General features: G+C 70.0%; 18 protein-coding genes. 12 read left to right on the top strand and 6 right to left on the bottom strand.

The window, feature by feature from the left end:
• The first annotated feature begins 392 nt into the window (after positions 1 to 392).
• Genes IEZ21_RS28495 through IEZ21_RS28485 form a run of 3 tightly spaced genes read left to right on the top strand, consistent with a single transcriptional unit; the run spans position 393 to position 3,331 of the window.
• On the top strand, positions 393 to 1,910 hold the full coding sequence (locus tag IEZ21_RS28495; protein WP_189324748.1) for a flavin monoamine oxidase family protein: 1,518 nt from the start codon (positions 393 to 395) through the stop codon (positions 1,908 to 1,910).
• The gene (locus tag IEZ21_RS28490; RefSeq protein WP_189324747.1) at positions 1,894 to 2,934 is read left to right on the top strand and encodes a DMT family transporter; all 1,041 of its coding nucleotides are present in this window, start codon (positions 1,894 to 1,896) and stop codon (positions 2,932 to 2,934) included. The genes IEZ21_RS28495 and IEZ21_RS28490 overlap by 17 nt, the downstream gene beginning before the upstream one ends.
• Complete coding sequence (locus IEZ21_RS28485) at positions 2,885 to 3,331, top strand: GlcG/HbpS family heme-binding protein (protein ID WP_189324746.1); 447 nt, start codon at positions 2,885 to 2,887, stop codon at positions 3,329 to 3,331. The genes IEZ21_RS28490 and IEZ21_RS28485 overlap by 50 nt, the downstream gene beginning before the upstream one ends.
• Positions 3,332 to 3,662: 331 nt before the next feature.
• On the opposite strand, the gene IEZ21_RS28480 is transcribed toward IEZ21_RS28485, so the two are convergent.
• Complete coding sequence (locus tag IEZ21_RS28480) at positions 3,663 to 4,331, bottom strand: GntR family transcriptional regulator (RefSeq protein ID WP_189324745.1); 669 nt, start codon at positions 4,329 to 4,331, stop codon at positions 3,663 to 3,665.
• Between the two features lie 122 nt (positions 4,332 to 4,453).
• Between IEZ21_RS28480 and IEZ21_RS28475 the strand changes: the two genes are divergently transcribed.
• Together IEZ21_RS28475 and IEZ21_RS28470 are read left to right on the top strand one after the other, a co-directional pair.
• On the top strand, positions 4,454 to 4,885 hold the full coding sequence (locus IEZ21_RS28475; protein ID WP_033318845.1) for a VOC family protein: 432 nt from the start codon (positions 4,454 to 4,456) through the stop codon (positions 4,883 to 4,885).
• Positions 4,886 to 4,937: 52 nt separating this feature from the next.
• Positions 4,938 to 5,597 carry an NAD(P)H-binding protein gene (locus tag IEZ21_RS28470; protein WP_189324744.1) on the top strand — a complete coding sequence of 220 codons (660 nt, stop codon included), beginning with the start codon at positions 4,938 to 4,940 and terminating at the stop codon, positions 5,595 to 5,597.
• A gap of 69 nt (positions 5,598 to 5,666) precedes the next feature.
• Here the strand turns inward: IEZ21_RS28470 and IEZ21_RS28465 are convergent, their stop codons facing one another.
• Positions 5,667 to 6,461 (bottom strand): VOC family protein, encoded by a 795-nt coding sequence (locus tag IEZ21_RS28465; protein WP_189324743.1) that lies wholly within the window; start codon positions 6,459 to 6,461, stop codon positions 5,667 to 5,669.
• Between the two features lie 316 nt (positions 6,462 to 6,777).
• On the opposite strand from IEZ21_RS28465, the gene IEZ21_RS28460 reads away from it, so the two are divergent.
• Positions 6,778 to 7,605 (top strand): sulfurtransferase, encoded by an 828-nt coding sequence (locus IEZ21_RS28460; RefSeq protein ID WP_189324742.1) that lies wholly within the window; start codon positions 6,778 to 6,780, stop codon positions 7,603 to 7,605.
• An 88-nt stretch (positions 7,606 to 7,693) separates the two neighbouring features.
• On the opposite strand, the gene sepH is transcribed toward IEZ21_RS28460, so the two are convergent.
• The 3 genes from sepH to IEZ21_RS28445 all read right to left on the bottom strand — a co-directional run bounded on the left by sepH (position 7,694) and on the right by IEZ21_RS28445 (position 11,760).
• Positions 7,694 to 8,758, bottom strand: a complete 1,065-nt coding sequence (gene sepH / locus IEZ21_RS28455; RefSeq protein WP_189324741.1) for a septation protein SepH — start codon at positions 8,756 to 8,758, stop codon at positions 7,694 to 7,696.
• Positions 8,759 to 9,242: 484 nt separating this feature from the next.
• Entirely contained in the window at positions 9,243 to 10,562 is a 1,320-nt protein-coding gene (locus tag IEZ21_RS28450; protein WP_189324740.1) for a D-arabinono-1,4-lactone oxidase, read from the bottom strand.
• Positions 10,522 to 11,760 (bottom strand): MFS transporter, encoded by a 1,239-nt coding sequence (locus IEZ21_RS28445; RefSeq protein ID WP_189324739.1) that lies wholly within the window; start codon positions 11,758 to 11,760, stop codon positions 10,522 to 10,524. Before IEZ21_RS28445 ends, IEZ21_RS28450 begins: the two co-directional genes overlap by 41 nt.
• A gap of 138 nt (positions 11,761 to 11,898) precedes the next feature.
• On the opposite strand from IEZ21_RS28445, the gene IEZ21_RS28440 reads away from it, so the two are divergent.
• Together IEZ21_RS28440 and IEZ21_RS28435 are read left to right on the top strand one after the other, a co-directional pair.
• Positions 11,899 to 13,026: a ferrochelatase gene (locus IEZ21_RS28440; protein WP_189324738.1), complete on the top strand. Its 1,128-nt coding sequence runs from the start codon at positions 11,899 to 11,901 to the stop codon at positions 13,024 to 13,026.
• A gap of 8 nt (positions 13,027 to 13,034) precedes the next feature.
• The gene (locus IEZ21_RS28435) at positions 13,035 to 13,847 is read left to right on the top strand and encodes an inositol monophosphatase family protein (RefSeq protein WP_189324737.1); all 813 of its coding nucleotides are present in this window, start codon (positions 13,035 to 13,037) and stop codon (positions 13,845 to 13,847) included.
• Positions 13,848 to 14,086: 239 nt separating this feature from the next.
• Here the strand turns inward: IEZ21_RS28435 and IEZ21_RS28430 are convergent, their stop codons facing one another.
• On the bottom strand, positions 14,087 to 14,257 hold the full coding sequence (locus IEZ21_RS28430; RefSeq protein WP_169786180.1) for a hypothetical protein: 171 nt from the start codon (positions 14,255 to 14,257) through the stop codon (positions 14,087 to 14,089).
• Between the two features lie 439 nt (positions 14,258 to 14,696).
• Between IEZ21_RS28430 and IEZ21_RS28425 the strand changes: the two genes are divergently transcribed.
• From IEZ21_RS28425 to IEZ21_RS28410, 4 genes are all read left to right on the top strand, one after another.
• A complete protein-coding gene (locus IEZ21_RS28425) occupies positions 14,697 to 15,350 on the top strand; it encodes a response regulator transcription factor (RefSeq protein ID WP_010983842.1) in 654 nt (217 codons plus the stop codon).
• 3 nt (positions 15,351 to 15,353) lie between these two features.
• On the top strand, positions 15,354 to 16,664 hold the full coding sequence (locus tag IEZ21_RS28420) for a sensor histidine kinase (RefSeq protein WP_373302316.1): 1,311 nt from the start codon (positions 15,354 to 15,356) through the stop codon (positions 16,662 to 16,664).
• Positions 16,665 to 17,055: 391 nt separating this feature from the next.
• Positions 17,056 to 17,352 carry a DUF4193 domain-containing protein gene (locus IEZ21_RS28415; protein WP_005481602.1) on the top strand — a complete coding sequence of 99 codons (297 nt, stop codon included), beginning with the start codon at positions 17,056 to 17,058 and terminating at the stop codon, positions 17,350 to 17,352.
• Between the two features lie 13 nt (positions 17,353 to 17,365).
• Positions 17,366 to 18,262: a hypothetical protein gene (locus IEZ21_RS28410; RefSeq protein WP_189324736.1), complete on the top strand. Its 897-nt coding sequence runs from the start codon at positions 17,366 to 17,368 to the stop codon at positions 18,260 to 18,262.
• Positions 18,263 to 18,284 lie beyond the last annotated feature (22 nt).

The following is an 18,284-nucleotide window of genomic DNA, read 5'->3' as shown; positions in this document are numbered from 1 at the left end:
CGTGACGCGCACGAAGTCGACGTGGCGGCGGATCACGAGCACGGTCATGGAGCCAGCAAAGCACAGCCGCCGCGAACAGCACCAGTGATCGCCGCCCAATCCTGCGGTGAAGCAGGTCGCTGAGGTCGGCCCAAGCACAGCGGCAGCGTAGGTATGGGCAGGCCTTGACCAGATGCTTGGGTCCGGCACGGTTCGTGGCCGGTGCACCCGAGGAGGTCCGGGCCCGCCTGGGCCTGGACGGGCGGGTGCCGCGCGCCTGTACGCTCGGCCGGCTGCCGGCCCGCATCCCTGCTGACCGGGAACCGGGGCGGACGCCCGGCCTCCGATGGTTTCACGCGACTGCAATACCGCCTCCACCATCCGCCCCGCACTGCTGCGTAGCGTCCCGTGACATGGCCGACACCGACGTGAGCAGCCCTTTTGACGAGCACTTCCGGTTTCCCGCGGACCTGATGGAGGCGCGGCGCGGCGCCGGGGGCCGGGTCGCCGTGATCGGCGGCGGTATCTCCGGACTGGCCTGTGCGTACGAACTGGTCGGCCGGGGCCTGGAAGTGACGGTGTACGAGCGTGCGGGACGCCCCGGCGGCCGGATCCGCACGCACCGCTTCTGGGACGGCACACACGGCGAGCTGGGCGCGATGCGGCTGCCCGCCAACCACCACACCACACTGCACTACGTACGCCAATTCGGGCTGCCCACACGGAAGTTCGTCAATGCCAACCCGGACGCCTACCTCCATCTGCGCGGACAGCGGGTACGAGCCCGCGACGCACACACCCTGTCCGACCGCTACGGGCTCACCCGACCCGAGAACCGTGACCCGAGGCAGCTGCTGGAAGAACTGCTGCACCACGTCTGGTACAGGCTGCGTCCCGAGCAGCACAAGGCGGTCCTCGCGGGCGAAGTGGACGACCCGGAGATCGAGGCGTTGATGTCCACCTCCCTGTGGCAGTACGCCAGCACCAGGCTCACCCCGCAGGCCTGGGACCTGGCAGGTCAGGTGAGCGGCCTGGCCCACTACGAACACGCCTCTCTGCTGGAGGTGCTGGTCGACTACTTCGGCCTCTTCCACGTCGAGCAGTTGGAACTGACCGACGGCATGGACGCCTTGGTCTCCGCCTTCGTACGAGCCCTGCCGCCGCAGACCATCAGACTCTCCGCACACATCGAGCGGATACACACCGACGGCGACGGAGTGCGGGTGCTCGGCCGCGGCCTGGGCGGGCGGCTCGACGAGCGATACGACTGGGCGGTGTGCGCGCTGCCCGCCCCCGCCCTGGACCAGATCCGCTTCGAGCCGGGCCTGCCGCCCGCCCAGCGGCAGGCGGTGCGCGGCATCCACTACGCGAGCAGCAGCAAGACGCTGGTGCACGTGAACCGCAGGGTGTGGGAACTGTCCGACGGGATCCACGGCGGCGGCAGTTTCACCGACCTGCCCATCCAGCAGTGCTGGTACCCATCCGACAACGCCCGCCCGAGCGGGGAGAGTTGGGTTGCGGCCGAACCTGTCCGGTCCCACGAGCCCGCCGTACTGACAGGCGCCTATCTATGGGAGGGCAACGCACGGCGATTCTCCACGCTCCCGGAGGAGGACCGTACGGGACTCGTCCTGGAGTCCCTGGAACAGCTCCATCCCGGCATCTCCGACACCGTCGACGACATCGTTCACTGGAACTGGGACGAACAACCCGGCATCGGCGGCGGCGCGTTCGCCTATCTCGCGCCCGGTCAGCACGCCCGCTACCTGACGGAGCTGGGCGCACCCCACCCCGCGGAGCGCCCCAGGATCTTCTTCGCAGGTGAGCAGCTGTCGGTCGCACACGCCTGGATCCAGGGAGCCCTGGAGTCCGCTCTCGTGGCGGTACGCGGTGTGCTGGAGCAGGCGGGCGCCCGTGCCGCGGCGCGCTGAGCGGCCCCGGCAGAAAGGGGAAGGGGCGTGCAGGCGGGCGCCCTGGGCACTCGCGTCGGTCAGCGCGATCTGGGGAGCCAACTACACCGTCAACGCCTGGGGCCTGCGCGAGTTCACGGTCCTCGGTTTCAACGCGCTCCGCTTCCTGCTCGCCGCCCCGCTGCTGCTGATGCTCGCCTGGTGGACCGAGGGCTCGCTGCGTGTGGCGCGTGGCCGCTGGCCGCGCCTCCTGCTGTCGGCGGCTGTCGGGATCGTGGGTTACCAGCTCGCGTTCAGCGCCGCAGTCCGGCTGAGCACGCCCGCCGGCGCGGCAATCCTGATCGCCCTGTCACCGTTCTTCACCGCGCTGTTCGCCCGGCTGGCCGGCGAACGTGGCACACTGCCGGCGCGGCGCGCCGCGGCAGCCGGGACGGTGGCATTCGCCGGGGTCGTCCTCGTCGTGCTCGGTCGGGACGGTTCGGCGGCCGGCCCTCCGACCGCCGAGTGGTATGGCAACGCCCTGGCCCTGCTCGCCGCCGCACTGTGGGGCTGGTACCCCGTGGTCACCCGACCGCTGCTGAGGGACTGCAGCCCGCTGCGTGTGACCGCCTGGACCTCCGCGGCGGGCGCGGTAGTTCTCCTGGCACTCGCCGCGATCGCGGGTTTCACCCAGCACGGAACGGCACGGCAGCCACTGAGCTGGTTCTCGCTCGGCTACTCCGTGCTGCTGGTGACCGTGGCCGGGCTGGTCGTCTGGTACCGGGCGGTGGGGCAGGCGGGTTCGGCGGCCGTGATGCTGTGGATGTTCGCCGTACCGGTCGCCGCCGCCCTCTTCGCCGCCCTGACCGGTGAGCAGCGGATCACCTGGCCGCAGGCTGCGGGTTCCGCGCTGGTCCTTGCGGCACTGGCGTACGCGCAGGGGCTGTCCTTCGGGACTTTCCGCACTTTCCGCAGACTCCGCCGAAAAGGATCAACGACACAGGAAGGGAACGTACATGAGCATCACCCTGGCCAAGGCGAACCGCATCGTGCAAGCCGGTCTTGACTTCGCCCGCGAGGAGAATCTGGAGCCACTCACGCTCGCCGTCCTCGACCCCGGCGGCACTTTGGTGGTGCTGGCGCGCGAGGACGGCGCCGGGCTGCTCAGGCCGGACATCGCCGTCGCCAAGGCGTGGGGTGTCCTCGGGCTTGGCATCAACAACCGCGAGATCGGCAGGCGGGCCGCCGCCGCACCCGAGTTCTTCACCTCGGTCGCGGCCCTGGCCGGAGGCCGGGTGCTGTCAGTCCCGGGCGGCGTGTTCGTACGGGACGAGGAGGGGCGCCTGCTGGGCGCGGTCGGCGCGACCGGCGACACCTCGCTGAACGACGAACGGGCAGCCGTCGCAGGCATCCGGGCCGCTGGGCTCGTGCCGGAAACGGGGGCGGAGGAGGCCGACGAGTAGCGCGTCCCGCAGGGCAGGGCCCCACACTCGGTGTGACGGGTTCGCCGTGGTCGAGTCGCTCGTGGATCAGGGCGACGCGCTCGGGGTCTTCGTCCGTTGTTTCCTCGGCCTCTTCCGCGTCGAGGGCGGGGACGCTGTCGCCGGACGTGCTGCCGGTCTCCTCCGCGTGACTTCCGGTCGGAGGGGAGGTGGCGGACGTTCTCGCTGACTGTGCCAGTCGCATTCGAGTCCTGGGTGGAGGATCCAGAACATCGGAACGGAGGAAGCCGCGCCCACCTGGCCGCGCGATGGAGCAGACCGTCGCCCAGGTACGAGGGCGGCGGCGCGACCCTCAGCTCGGGGCGATGGTCCCGGTCACCACGTCGACGGCATGGCGGCGGTGCGCGGCGAAGAGCTGGAGGGCGGTGTCGGTGTCGCGGGAGCGCAGCGCGGTGACGAGCTCGCGGTGCTCATGCGGGATGCAGCCGAGGTACCCCTCGGTGCTGAGGTTGATCCGGGTCAGCAGGAACAGGTGGACCTGGCACCGTATGCCCTCCCACGCATCGGCCAGTCGCCGGTGGCCGGCTGCGGCGAAGACGGTGTCGTGGAAGGCGATGTCCAGGCGGACCATCTCGTGCGTGTCCGCAACGCGCTCCATCACCTCGGCCGCCTTCGCGATGGACGCGAGATCCTCGTCCGAGGCACGAGCGATCACCTGCTGGACAGCAAGGTCTTCCAGGGCGCCGCGCAGGCTGTCGAGCTCCGCGACGTCCTCGGTGGACAGTGTCGTCACCGTCGTCCCGCGGTGCCAGGCGCAGTGGACCAGGCCCTCGCGCTCCAGCACACGCAGCCCTTCGCGCACAGGGCCGCGGCTGACGTCCATCACGCTCGACAGTTCCACCTCGCGCAGCTGGGCGCCGGGGGAGTAGGCCCCGCTGAAGATGGCCTCCCGGATCCGGTCCGCGACCTCGTCCGCCAGGCCGCGACGGCGAGCCGGGGACACCTTGCCCTGATCACTCATGATCTGACCTGCACCTTCTCAATCAACGTCCTAATGTTAACATTAAGGCATTGGTGCAATGTCAACATTAGGACAACTGGTTGATGGTCCATCCGGGCCCACATCCTCAGAAAGGCAGTGCCTTGACCGTTCTCGACTCCCCGATCCCGCGGTTCCATCTGGCCATGCCGGTCGACGACCTCGCGGCCGCGCGCCGCTTCTACGGCGACACACTGGGCCTCGAGCAGGGCCGCAGCGCGGACACCTGGGTGGACTGGAACCTGCACGGCCACCAGGTGGTCACCCATCTCGCACCGGAGCGCGCCCAGCGCATACACAACCCCGTCGACGGCCACGACGTCCCGGTACCGCACTTCGGCCTGATCCTCACGATCCCCGCCTTCCAGGAGCTCGCCGAGCGGCTGCGCGCGGCGGGCACGGAGTTCGTCATCGAGCCCTACGTCCGCTTCGAGGGACAGAAGGGCGAGCAATGGACGATGTTCCTCCTCGACCCGGCCGGCAACGCACTGGAGTTCAAGGCGTTCGCCGACGACTCCCAGGTCTTCGCCGCCTGACCCCGGCACTCCGCCACCCTCATCCCCGCGTTCGAAGAGAGACGAGAAGACCATGAAGGTGTTCCAGATCGGCGCCGCCGGAGGCGTCGGGCGCCGGCTCGCCGAGCTGCTCACCGCCCGCGGCGACCAGGTGACCGGCATGCACCGCAACCCCGCGCAGGCCGACACCGTCCGCGCATCGGGCGCCACCCCGGTCACCGGTGACCTGATCAACGACTCCGCCGAGGAGCTCGCGGCGAAGTTCGCCGGGCACGACGCGGTCGTGTTCTCCGCCGGAGCCCACGGCACCGGCATGGACAAGACGACACTCATCGACGGCAAGGGCCTGGAGAAGGCCGCCGACGCGGCCGCACACGCCGGGGTGCCGCGGTTCGTCCTCGTCTCGGTGTTCCCCGACGCACTGCGAGACGGCGAGCGCCACGAGGGCTTCGAGCACTACATCAAGGTCAAGAAGACCGCCGACGTGTACCTGACCCGTACCGCTCTGGACTGGCTGATCGTCCGCCCCGGCACGCTCCTCGACGCCCCCGGCACCGGCCGCGTGACGGCCGGTCCCGCGGTCGAGTACGGCGATGTGCACCGCGACGACGTCGCCGCCTTCATCGACGCCGCCCTCCACGAGCCGCGCCTGAGCCGCGTGATCGTCGAGCTCACCTCCGGCGACACCCCCGCCGCCGACGCCGTCGCCGCCCTCGCGACAGCGACCCACTGAACCCGGCTTCCTCTGCCGAAACCACATCGGAGACCCAGTTCATCGTGGCTCGTGGGCAGTGGCTGGTGCTCAGTGGCTCGTACGTACGAGGGAGAACGCCGCCCCCTCGGGGTCCGCGACCGTGGCGATGCGGCCGTGCGGGGTGTCGCGGGGCGTTTTCAGGACGTGGCCGCCCAGGTCGATGACATCGGTCAAGGAGGCGTCCACGTCGGCGACTTCGAAGTACGTCATCCAGTGCGGGCCCCGGTCGCGGGGGAGGGCGCGGCCCACACCGCGGATGCCGCCCACCGGGCGGCCCTCGATGTGCAGGGTGATGTAGTCGAAGTCCGTGGAGACGAGCGGCTCTTCCTCGTAGCCGAAGAGCATCTGGTAGAACTTGGCGACGCCGGCGGAGTCGCGTGTGACGAGCTCGTTCCAGGCGGGCGTGCCGGGCACCTCGGTGATGCCCGTGCCGAGGTGGGCCGCGGTCTGCCAGATGCCGAACACGGCGCCCGAGGGATCGGAGGCGATGGCCATCCGGCCCGCATCCCCGGCGTCCAGAGGGCCCACGCCGACCGTGCCGCCGCAGGCCCGTACCGTCTCCGCCGTCAGATCCACGTCGTCCGAGGCGAGATAGGGCGTCCAGGCGATGGGCAGATGACGGTCGGGCGGCAGCTGCCCGATCCCGGCCACCTCATGGCCGTCGAGCACGGCACGTACGTACGGGCCGAGCTGCTGGGGGCCGGGCTGGAACTTCCAGCCGAACAGTGCTCCGTAGAACTCCTGGGTCGCGGCCATCCCGTGCACCATCAGACTCACCCAGCAGGGCGTGCCGGGCGCGTGCGCGGTGCCGTTCAGGCCGGTCGACCCCCGTGACTCGGTCATCGTCACTCTTTCCTCGGCGCCTCGGGGCGCCTGCCGCTTCACTTCCGCTTCCGACAGCGCGTACTGCCCCCGCGCGATTCCCCGCCCGGTGCCGCCGCCCGTATCCCCAGGGATGCGGGCGGGCCCCGGGCCGGTGGCGCATGGCTGGAGGATGCCCGATTTGCTGTATCCCATCCGTATCCCCACGGTTGCCTGGTGGTGTCCATCGGCTGTACAGCCTGTGTCCAGGTCCGTACGCCGTGTGCTCGGGCCGGTCCGGCGGGCAGAGTAACCGGACCTGAACGATGCGGCCACCCCGTGCGCAAGGATGGTGGCCATGAACGCCATCATCTCCGCAGCCGAACTCGCGAGCGCCCTGGCCGGACCGAAGCCTCCGGTGGTGCTCGACATCCGCTATCAACTGGGCGGCCCGAACCTGCGTTCCGCATACGAGGAGGGGCACATTCCGGGTGCCGTCTATGTGGACCTGGACTCGGAACTCGCAGCTCCGGCCGGGGAGGGCGGCCGGCATCCGCTGCCGGACATGGAGGTCTTCGGGACGGCGATGCGGGCGGCCGGGGTCAGTGCGGACCGGGACGTCGTCACGTACGACGGCGGGCTCGGCTGGGCCGCCGCGCGCGCCTGGTGGCTGCTGCGCTGGACGGGTCACCCGGCGGTGCGTGTCCTTGACGGTGGACTCGCGGCCTGGGACGGCCCCGTCGAGGCCGGTGTCCCGTCTCCGGTCGCCGGTACGTTCCTGCCGTCGCCCGGCGCGCTGCCGTTGCTCGACGCGGACGGAGCCGCCGCCCTGGCCCGCACCGGCCTGCTCCTCGACGCACGAGCCGCCGAGCGCTACCGGGGCGAGGTCGAGCCGATCGACCGGATCGCCGGCCATATCCCCGGCGCGGTCTCGGCACCGACGACGGAGAACGTGACGGAATCCGGCCACTTCCGCCCCGCCGCCGAACTCGCCGAGCGCTTCAAGTCCCTGGGCGCGACCGGCACGTGTGAAGTCGGCGTCTACTGCGGCTCGGGTGTCTCCGCCGCCCACGAGATCCTCGCGCTTCAGGTCGCGGGCATTCCGGCGGCGCTGTACGCGGGCTCGTGGTCGCAGTGGTCGGCGGACGGGAGCCGCCCGGTCGCGACGGGGCCCGACCCGCAGTAGACCGGCCCCGGCACGCAGTCTCCGCACGGCAGCGAAAAGGGCTCGCCCCGAAGTGGTGCGAGCCCCAGCCGCGTACATCTTCTGCTTCCTATTCCTGCTTCTTGCGACGAGTCCCGAAGACGATCTCGTCCCAGCTCGGCACCGCCGCTCTTCGCCCCGGGCGGACGCCGTCCGCCTCGGCCTGCCGGTCGGTGGAGCCGACGAGCCGTTCGCGGTGGCTGGCCACCGAGCGCGGCATGAGGACATCGGCGTACGCCGAACCGGCCGAGGCCGCGGGAGCCGGGGGCTCCTCCTCCTCGGGCTCCGGAGCAGGCTCCTCCTCCGCCGGCATATCCGTGGTCGGGGCGGGGCGCTCGGGCACCACCAGGTCGCCACGGAAGCTGGGCACCGCCTCCAGGAGACTGGTGAGCGAGTCCCGCTCACCGTTGATGCTCTCCTCCTCGGGCTCCGGCGACTGGGCCGGCAGGACGGGACGTTCCGTCTGGCGCTCCAGGGCGCGGTCCATCGGGCGTTCGCGGTCGCGCGGCAGCCGGGCGATACGCGGCACGAACGGGAAGCTGGGCTCGGGCGAGGCGAGGTCGTCGTCGGACTCGCCGATCAGCGAGCGCGCCTCCTCGTCCACAGCCTGTACGAGCCGCCGCGGCGGGTCGTACGTCCAGCTCGCCGAGTGCGGCTCACCCGCGACCCGGTAGACGAGCAGGACCTCCCAGGTGCCGTCGTCACGGCGCCACGAGTCCCACTGCACGGTCTCCTTGTCGGCGCCGCGCAGCAGCAGCCGCTCCTGCACCGCCTCGCCGAGCTGGGGTCCGGTGGTCTCGCCGGGCCGACGGACCGGGGTCTTACGCGCCCGCTCCGCCATGAAGGCGCGCTCCGCGAGCACGGGGCCCTCGAAGCGGCGTACGCGATCGACGGGGATGCCGGCGAGCTGGGCGACCTCTTCGGCGGAGGCGCCTGCGCGTATACGCGCCTGGATGTCTCGGGGGCGGAGATGGCTCTCCACCTCGATCTCGATCTGGCCGAGGCGGGGACGGTCGCCGCGAACGGCGGCGCGCAGACGCTCGTCAATCGGAAGCGTGTACTCCGTGCTGTCCGCAGCCTTCAGCACCAGCCGTGTGCCGTCGTTAGAGACGGCCACGACACGCAGTTCGGGCATGGGGACCTCCCGGGTGGTGCCTGCCGACGTCACGTGCGTCGCTGCTTCCGCTAGTCGAGTGTGGCCTGCCCGGGTGCAGCCTGCCACAACCTTGCCTGTTTGCCCGGCGTGTCGGGCGCTGGCCCTGGATCGCCGTTATGGCACGGTTACCTATTCGCAACGCTAAGTGACGAACTCCGTCACCCTGTGCAACGAGCCCCCCTCACGGCGGTCCTGGAAGGCCCCGGACGCCCTGGCGGGTGTCCGGACCCAGGGCTCGCAACAGTACTCCATTTGGGCCACCTGCGTGGATCGGCACGCCGCCCAACTTCTCCCGGGGGTCGGGAGTTGGCCACCGGGGACGCCGTTCCGGTGACCACGGTGAGTGGCGATCTTCACGCGATCGTCACGACTGAAGTTGATCGTTCCGGTTTTGAGTTCTTGAGCCCCCTCCAAGACCCTCTCGCTCTCGCGGAGTTGGCGATGGCGTGACCACGTGTCGCGATTACGTCCCCAACGCCCGCCGCAAGTAGTCGTTTCCGAAGCGCCGGTCCGGGTCGAGCCGGTCCCTGAGGGCGGTGAACTCGCCGAAGCGCGGATAGATCCCGGCGAAGTACTCCGCCTCGCGCGTGTGCAGCTTGCCCCAGTGCGGGCGCCCTTCGTGTGCGAGGAAGATCCGCTCGGCGGCCGTGAAGTACGCCCGATGGGGGGTGCCCTTGTACATGTGGACCGCGATGTACGCGCTGTCCCGGTCGGATGCCGTGGAGAGCGTGATGTCGTCCGCGGGCGCGGTGCGCACCTCCACCGGGAAGCTGATCCGCAGCGGAGAGCGGTCGATCATGGCCTTCAGTTCGCGCAGCGTCTCGACGAGGGCCGCGCGCGGGACGGCGTACTCCATCTCTGTGAAGCGCACCCGGCGCGGGGACGTGAAGACTTTGTAGGGAATGTCCGTGTACGTGCGGGCCGAAAGGGCCCGGCTGGAGATCTTCGCGATCGCCGGGATGGTCGCGGGCACGGCACGGCCCAGTGAATTGGCCACCTGGAAGAGGCCGTTGGAAAGGAACTCGTCCTCGAAGAGGCCACTGATTCTGCCGACCGGCTTCTCCGGGCCCGCACTGCGGTTGTTGCGCTTGGTGTTGCAGTTGCCGGTATGCGGGAACCAGTAGAACTCGAAGTGCTCGTTCTCCGCGTGGAGTTCGTCGAAGGTGCTGGTGACCTCGTCGAAGGTCATCGGCTCCTCACGGGCCGTGAGCAGAAAAAGGGGCTCTACGGAGAAGGTGATCGCGGTGACGACACCCAGGGCGCCGAGTCCGATGCGGGCGGCCGCGAAGACATCCGGATTCTCCTTCTCGGAGCAGGCCAGGACCGAGCCGTCGGCGGTGACCAGTTCAAGTGCCGTGATCTGAGCGGCGATCGACGCCGAGTCACGGCCGGTGCCGTGGGTGCCGGTGCTGGTCGCGCCGGAAACCGTCTGCTCCATGATGTCGCCCATGTTCGTGAGCGACAGGCCCTCGCGGGCCAGGGCCACGTTCAGCCGCTTCAAGGTGGTGCCCGCCTCCACGGTGACGGTGCCCGCCGCGCGGTCGATCTTGCGGATGCCGGTGAGTAGATCGGGCCGTATCAGCAGACCGTCGGTCGCGGCGACGGCCGTGAAGGAGTGCCCGGCGCCGACCGCCTTGACCCTCAGTCCGTCCTCGGCGGCCTGGCGCACGGCGGCGGAAAGCTCCTCGACAGAAGCCGGCGTGACGTCCCGTACGGGACGGGCGGAGACATTGCCCGCCCAGTTACGCCACGTGCCGCTCTTCCCGCTCGCTGTGCTGCTCATGGGTCCCTCCCCGCTGCGGAACCGGCCCGCTGAGCCGGCGATACCCCAGGAAACCGACCGCGACCGCGACGGCCCCGGCGACCGCCGGAACCCCGTATCCGGCCCGCGCCCCGGCGGCGTCGATCACCCAGCCGGAGGCGGAGGAGCCGAGCGCGACCCCGACCGCAAGACCGGTGCTGACCCAGGTCATGCCCTCGGTCAGTTTCGCGCGAGGTACGTGCCGTTCGACGAGGGCCATCGTCGTGATCATCGTCGGCGCGATGGACAGGCCCGCGACAAACAGCGCCACGGCCAGGAACGGCAAGTTTCCGACCAGTAGGAGGGGGATCATACTCACGGCCATCGTGCAGACGCCCAGCACCCACCTGCGGGCGGGCGCCCCCGTGAAGCGCAGCAGCCCGAAGACGGCTCCGGCCGCGCAGGAGCCCGCCGCGTACACGGCCAGTACGACGCTCGCGGCGGCCTTGTGGCCCTGCTCCTCGGCGAAGGCGACCGTGACCACGTCGACCGCGCCGAAGATCGCTCCCGTCGCCACGAAGGTGGCCACCAGGACCTGCAGCCCGGGTGAGCGCAGGGCCGAGCCGCCGGTGTGGTGTTCGCGGGGATGCGGCGCGGGTTCGGTGGCGCGCTGGGCCGTCAGCCAGAAGACACCGGTCGCCAGGAAGCAGCCCGCCAGGAGCGGCCCGGCCTCCGGGAACCACACCGTGGACAGACCGATGGAGATGATCGGGCCGAAGATGAAGCAGATCTCGTCGACGACGGACTCGAAGGCGTACGCGGTGTGCAACTCCGGCTTGTCCCGGTAGAGGTAGGCCCAGCGTGCCCTGGTCATCGCGCCGATGCTCGGTACGCAGCCGATGCCGGCCGAGCACAGGAACAGCACCCAGTCCGGCCAGTCGAAGTGCGCGGTCAGCAGCAGCCCGGCCGCCGCGGCGAGGGCGAACAGCGTCGCGGGCCGCAGCACCCGGCGCTGCCCGTGCTGGTCCACAAGCCGCGAGATCTGCGGACCGATCACCGCCGCGGACAGTGCGATGGTCGCCGCGAGGGCGCCCGCGAGGCCGTACCGCCCGGTGAGCTGGGAGATCATCGTGACCACGCCGATGCCCATCATCGACAGCGGCATCCGGCCGAGGAAACCTGCGACGGAGAAGCCCGCGGAGCCCGGGGCGGCGAACAGGGCGCGGTAGGGGCTGGGCACGGGGTCTCCGGTGAGGATCCGTAAGGCGCGAATGCAGCCGATACAGCTTACGGGTCAGGTAACTCCGGCCCGTGCCGGGCGCCCGCCCGTCATACCGCCGTTTCCCGGCTGTCAGTGACGAGTGGCAGGATCAAAGACATGCCCGACGCGCTCGATGCCCATCCGTACGACGCCCTGCTCCTGCTCTCGTTCGGCGGTCCCGAAGGCCCCGACGACGTGGTCCCGTTCCTGGAGAACGTGACGCGGGGACGCGGCATCCCCAAGGAACGCCTCAAGGAAGTGGGGCAGCACTACTTCCTGTTCGGCGGGGTCAGCCCCATCAACGACCAGAACCGCGCCCTGCTGGACGCCCTCCGCAAGGACTTCGCCGAACACGGCCTGGACCTGCCGGTCTACTGGGGCAACCGCAACTGGGCGCCGTATCTGACGGACACCCTGCGCGAGATGGTCGCCGACGGCCGCCGACGCATCCTGGTCCTCGCCACCAGCGCGTACGCCTCGTACTCGGGCTGCCGCCAGTACCGCGAGAACCTCGCCGAATCGCTCGCCACCCTTGAGGCCGAGGGTCTGGAGTTGCCGAGGGTCGACAAGCTGCGGCACTACTTCAACCACCCGGGCTTCATCCAGCCCATGATCGACGGCGTACTGAAGTCCCTCGCCGGCCTTCCCGAGGACGTCCGCGCGGGCGCGCACCTGGCCTTCACGACCCACTCGATCCCGAACGCTTCCGCGGACACCTCCGGACCCGTCGAGGACCACGGCGACGGGGGTGCGTACGTGAAGCAGCACCTGGACGCCGCGCGGCTGATCGCCGACGCGGTGCGCGAGGAGACCGGGACCGACCACCCCTGGCAGCTCGTCTACCAGTCCCGCTCCGGCGCCCCGCACATCCCCTGGCTGGAGCCGGACATCTGCGATCACCTGGAGGAGCTGCACGGCGCCGGGGTACCGGCCGTCGTCATGGCGCCCATCGGGTTCGTCTCGGACCACATGGAGGTCATGTACGACCTCGACACGGAAGCGAAGGCCAAGGCCGAGGAGCTGGGGCTGCCGGTGCGCCGCTCGGCCACCGTGGGCGCCGACCCGCGGTTCGCCGCCGCGATACGCGAGCTCGTCGTGGAGCGGGCCGCCACCGAGAGCGGCCGCGACGTGAAGCTCTGCGCCCTCGGCGCCCTGGGGCCGAGCCACGACGTGTGCCCCGTGGGCTGCTGCCCCGCCCGCGCCCCGAAGCCCGCCGCCGCGGGCGCCGACAGCCCGTACGCCTGAGGAGCACCGTGACCGCGACAACGAGCGACCGCCTGAAGGCCGAACTCCTGCAGATCGCGCTGGATGCGGCGCACCACGCGGGCGCCTTCCTGCGCGACGGCCGCCCCGACGATCTCGGCGTGGCCGCGACCAAGTCCAGCGCCGCCGATGTCGTCACCGAGATGGACATCGCCTCCGAGAAGCTGATCACCGGCCTGCTCGCCGACCTCAGGCCGGACGACGGCGTGCTCGGCGAGGAGGGCGCCAGCGTCGAGGGCAGCAGCGGGATCCAGTGGGTCATCGACCCCATCGACGGAACGGTCAACTACCTGTACGGACTGCCCAGTTGGGCCGTCTCGATCGCGGCCCGCAAGGACGGCGAGACGGTCGTCGGCGTGGTGCACGCCCCGATGCGCGGCGAGACCTACCGGGCCGTCCTGGGCGAGGGCGCGTTTGTGAACGACCGCCCCGCGCGCGTGCGGCCCGCTCCCGCCTTCGGTCTTGCCCTCGTCGGCACCGGCTTCGGCTACCTCGCCGAGCGTCGGTCCCGGCAGGCCGAGGTGGTCCGCCGGCTCATCCCACAGGTGCGGGACATCCGCCGCGGCGGCTCGGCCGCGATCGACCTGTGCGATGTGGCGACGGGTCGCCTGGACGCGTACTACGAGCGCGGACTGAACCCCTGGGACTACGCGGCCGGTGACCTGATAGCCCGGGAAGCGGGCGCCCTCACCGGTGGCCGCCCCGGAGAGCCCCTCTCACCCGACCTGACCGTCGCGGCCCCGCCCGGCCTCTTCGAGCCGCTCCAGAGTCGCCTGGAGGAACTGGGCGCCTGGCACGACTGACGGTACGGACCACCGCCGCCGCTCCCGCCGACTGACACCGCGTACAACAGCGGCAGCGAGTGAGCCGAAGGGGTGCGCCTGTGTCGAGAGCCCGAGCGCGCGGAGTGCCCGACGAAGGAGGGTCGAGCACGGTCGGGCTCTCGACACAGGCTTCTGCGCCCCGGAGGCGAACCGAGCCGCCCAAAAAAAGGGGCGGGGCCCGGTCTGGATCTGCCGGGCCCCGCTCTCGTACGAGCTGATCAGACGCGTGAGCCGACCTCCACGCCGTGCTCGGCGGCGAGGCGGCGGAGGTCGTCGAGCTCGGCCTCCTCGACCTCCGCGAGGAAGTCGTCGCCGGTCTCGCGAGCCCGCGTCAGGTCGGACTCGGTCGCCTTTATGCGCTGCAGAAGTCCTGCGGTGAATGCGTCCATGCTGCGCCCCCTCGTCCTGGGTCGTGGGTCGGTGGCACGGGGGTGTGCCGTTCGGAAGGGGCGATCACGTCTCCTGTGGATGCCCAGCGCTGCCCGTGCTGGGCGGCGACGGTGCCGGACACCCACGTCCGCTCTGCGGAAGCGGCCGGTGGCGTACCACATGGTGGTGTGCCACATGCAGAGCGTGATCGCGGGGTGTAAAGCCGTCCTCCCCGCACTCCCTTCCGCGGAAACCTCAACCGGAAGGGAAAATCTCGCATTCCCGGGCCTCTCACACCCCTCTCACCCGTCTTACAGCCGACTTATGGCCGAAAAGGGCAGGATGGAGGTCTCACCCTCCCCCACTCTCGGCTTCGCTCGAGCGGGGGGACCCCCATCAGACCCTGCCCGTGTGCGCCGAAAGCGCGCTACGCGGGTGGACAGAGGAAGGACAAGCGACGTGCGCGTACTCGTCGTCGAGGACGAGCAACTGCTCGCCGATGCGGTGGCCACCGGACTGCGCCGGGAGGCCATGGCCGTCGACGTCGTGTACGACGGTGCGGCCGCCCTGGAACGCATCGGCGTCAACGACTACGACGTGGTCGTCCTCGACCGTGACCTCCCCCTGGTGCACGGCGACGACGTCTGCCGCAAGATCGTCGAGCTCGGCATGCCCACACGCGTGCTGATGCTCACGGCCTCCGGTGACGTCAGCGACCGTGTCGAGGGCCTGGAGATCGGCGCCGACGACTATCTCCCCAAGCCCTTCGCGTTCAGCGAACTGACGGCACGCGTGCGTGCCCTCGGCCGGCGTACGAGCGTGCCGCTGCCGCCCGTCCTGGAGCGTGCCGGGATAAAGCTGGACCCCAACCGCCGCGAGGTTTTCCGCGACGGCAAGGAGGTCCAGCTCGCCCCCAAGGAGTTCGCCGTCCTGGAGGTGCTGCTGCGCAGCGAGGGCGCCGTCGTCTCCGCCGAGCAGCTCCTGGAGAAGGCCTGGGACGAGAACACCGACCCGTTCACCAATGTGGTGCGCGTCACGGTGATGACCTTGCGCCGCAAGCTTGGCGAGCCGCCGGTCATCGTGACCGTGCCGGGCTCGGGTTACCGGATCTGATCCATGGTGGTGACGAAACCCGCGCTTCCGACAGCGCCTCCGAAGCCCTCCTGGGACCCGCGGAGACCGGAACCCCCGTTCCCTTGGCTGCGCCCGACCATCCGGATAAGGCTCACGCTGCTGTACGGCGGGATGTTCCTGATCGCCGGCATCATGCTGCTGTCGATCATCTATCTGCTGGCGGCACAGGCGCTGAACACGGGCAGTGATCCGCTCTTCAAGATCACCGGCGTCACGGGCGGCACGAACATAAAGGTGGCCAGCGAGAACTGTCCCGCGGTCAACTCCAACCAGACGCTCGACGAGTTCAACGCGGCGATCGCCACCTGCATCGACATCCAGCGCCGGACCGCCCTGGACAACCTCCTCAGCCGCTCGCTCCTGGCCCTCCTCGGCCTCGCCGTGATCGCCTTCGCCTTCGGCTACGCGATGGCGGGCCGGGTCCTGGCGCCGCTCGGCCGGATCACCCGCACCGCGCGCGCGGTGGCCGGCTCGGACCTCTCGCGCCGTATCGAGCTGGACGGTCCGGACGACGAGCTGAAGGAGCTGGCGGACACCTTCGACGACATGCTGGAGCGATTGCAGCGGGCGTTCACCGCCCAGCAGCGCTTCGTCGGGAACGCCTCGCACGAGCTGCGTACGCCCCTGGCGATCAACCGCACGCTCCTGGAGGTGCACCTTTCCGATCCGGGGGCACCCGTGGAACTGCAACAGCTCGGCAAGACCCTGCTCGCCACCAATGAACGCAGCGAGCAGCTCGTCGAAGGCCTCTTGCTGCTCGCCCGCAGCGACAACCAGATCGTCGAGCGCAAGGCGGTCGATCTCGCCGAGGTCGCCTCCCAGGCCGTCGACCAGGTGCGCGCCGAGGCGGATACGAACGGCGTGGAGATTCGCGGGGAGCGGGCTCCCGTGGTCGTCCAGGGCAATGGCGTACTCCTGGAGCGGATCGCGCTGAACCTCGTCCAGAACGCCGTCCGGTACAACGTGCCGAAGGAGGAGGTGCAGCGCGAAGCGCTTCCGAACAAGGGCGGTGGCGGGAGACGGGAGGGCGGCTGGGTCGAGGTGACGACACAGGCCCAGCACGGCCAGGCGATCTTCGTGGTGTCCAACACGGGGCCCGTGGTGCCGGCGTACGAGATCGACAACCTCTTCGAGCCGTTCCGGCGCTTGCGGACCGAGCGGACCGGCAGCGACAAAGGTGTGGGGCTCGGCCTGTCGATCGCCAGGTCCGTGGCCCGTGCGCACGGCGGTCACATCACCGCCGAGCCGCGGGAAGGGGGTGGGCTGGTGATGCGAGTAACCCTGCCCATCTGAGAACATGTCGCCGACACAGGGCGATGTTCGCTTTGCGCGGAATTTTCGGGGCAACAGCCCAGGAGATTCATGTGTCATCGATCACATAGACGAATTTCTGGCCATCTACTCTCCGTGATCAAGGGGACTGGCGGAAAGCCGGGAAAGTCCGGGTTTTCGATGGTCTCATTCACGGGAAGTACAGGTGGGACGCCTTTGAAGTGCGGCGTTGGGACCGTGTACGGTCCCGTTCGCCATCCAAGCCGATCACTACTGCTGAGTTCGGTTGGGTGTCGATTGAGTAACAGACCTTGATGTGAGGCAAAATCTCCGCCTCAGGTCGGGCACAAGTCCGGCCTCTCACGCGTTACGTGCGCTGAGACACCACAGACACCCAGAGGGGGAGAGCGACATGGCAACGGATTACGACACCCCACGCAAGACCGACGACGACGTCGACTCGGACAGCCTTGAAGAACTGAAGGCTCGCCGGAACGACAAGTCGACGTCGGCCGTAGACGTGGACGAGTTCGAGGCCGCGGAAGGCCTGGAACTGCCCGGTGCGGACCTCTCGAACGAAGAGCTGGCCGTCCGGGTCCTGCCGAAGCAGCAGGACGAGTTCACCTGCATGAGCTGCTTCCTGGTCCACCACCGCAGCCAGCTGGCCCGCGAGAAGAACGGCCAGCCGATCTGCCGCGACTGCGACTGAGGCAGGGTCGGCCGTGAATGGCTCGACCCCGCCCTGGAAGCGCCGTTCCCACGACCAGGGAGCGGCCGGACCGTCTGCGGACGGCGTACGTGACGACGAGCGGGGCCACCCGGCCTCGCTCGAAGCAGCGGACGTGACAGGCGCCTCCGGTGCCCTCGAGGTGGCGGACAAGAAGGCGCCTGTCGCCAAGCGGCGGGTGGTCGCCGTCGGACATGGGGTGAGAGAAAGCGTTCGCTGGGGCAGCGGTCGGGCCAGGGCGGGCCTGGCGTACCTCACGGAGCGGATCATCGAGAACGCCCCGCGAATTCCCGTACGGGACCTCGCGACGCTCCAGAGGCAGTTCCCCGGCCTCGGCCCCGAGCAGCTCGCGGACAAGCTGGTCGCGGGCGCGTGCAAGGCGACGGCGACCGTGGGCGCGGGAGTCGGCGCCGCCGCGATGATGCCCGTACCACCGGCGATGCCCACGGAGCTGGCCGCCGAGATCACCGGCGTCGCCACCATCGAGCTGAAGCTGATCGCCGAGCTGTACGAGGTCTACGGTCAGCGGCCGCCGGGCAATCTGAAGGAACGTACGACCACGTATCTGAACTCGTGGTCGGAGGAGCGCGGCATCGACGTGACCAAGCCGTCGACGGTGAACGCGGCCCTCGGGGGCCGGATGAGGCGCGAGCTGCGCCAGCGGATCATGAAGCGGACGATCAGGAATCTGCCGAACCTGATGCCGTTCCTGGTGGGCGCCGCCGTCGGGGCGGTGATGAACCGCCGCGAGACCAGAAGACTCGCGGACCGCGTCCGCACGGACCTCCGCAAGACGCAGGTCCCCTGGGACGCCCTGCCCGCGCTGCCGCCCCTGGAGAAACCCGCCGACCCCTTGGACATGGGCAACACTCCCAAGGAGCTGGGGTACTGAGTCCGCACGGCAGCCCGCCGAA

Origin of the sequence: Streptomyces flaveus, from assembly GCF_014647675.1 — a bacterium.
Classification (GTDB): Bacteria; Actinomycetota; Actinomycetes; order Streptomycetales; family Streptomycetaceae; genus Streptomyces; species Streptomyces flaveus.
Note: the sequence above shows the minus strand (reverse complement) of the source record. Positions and strands in the feature narration are given on the sequence as shown.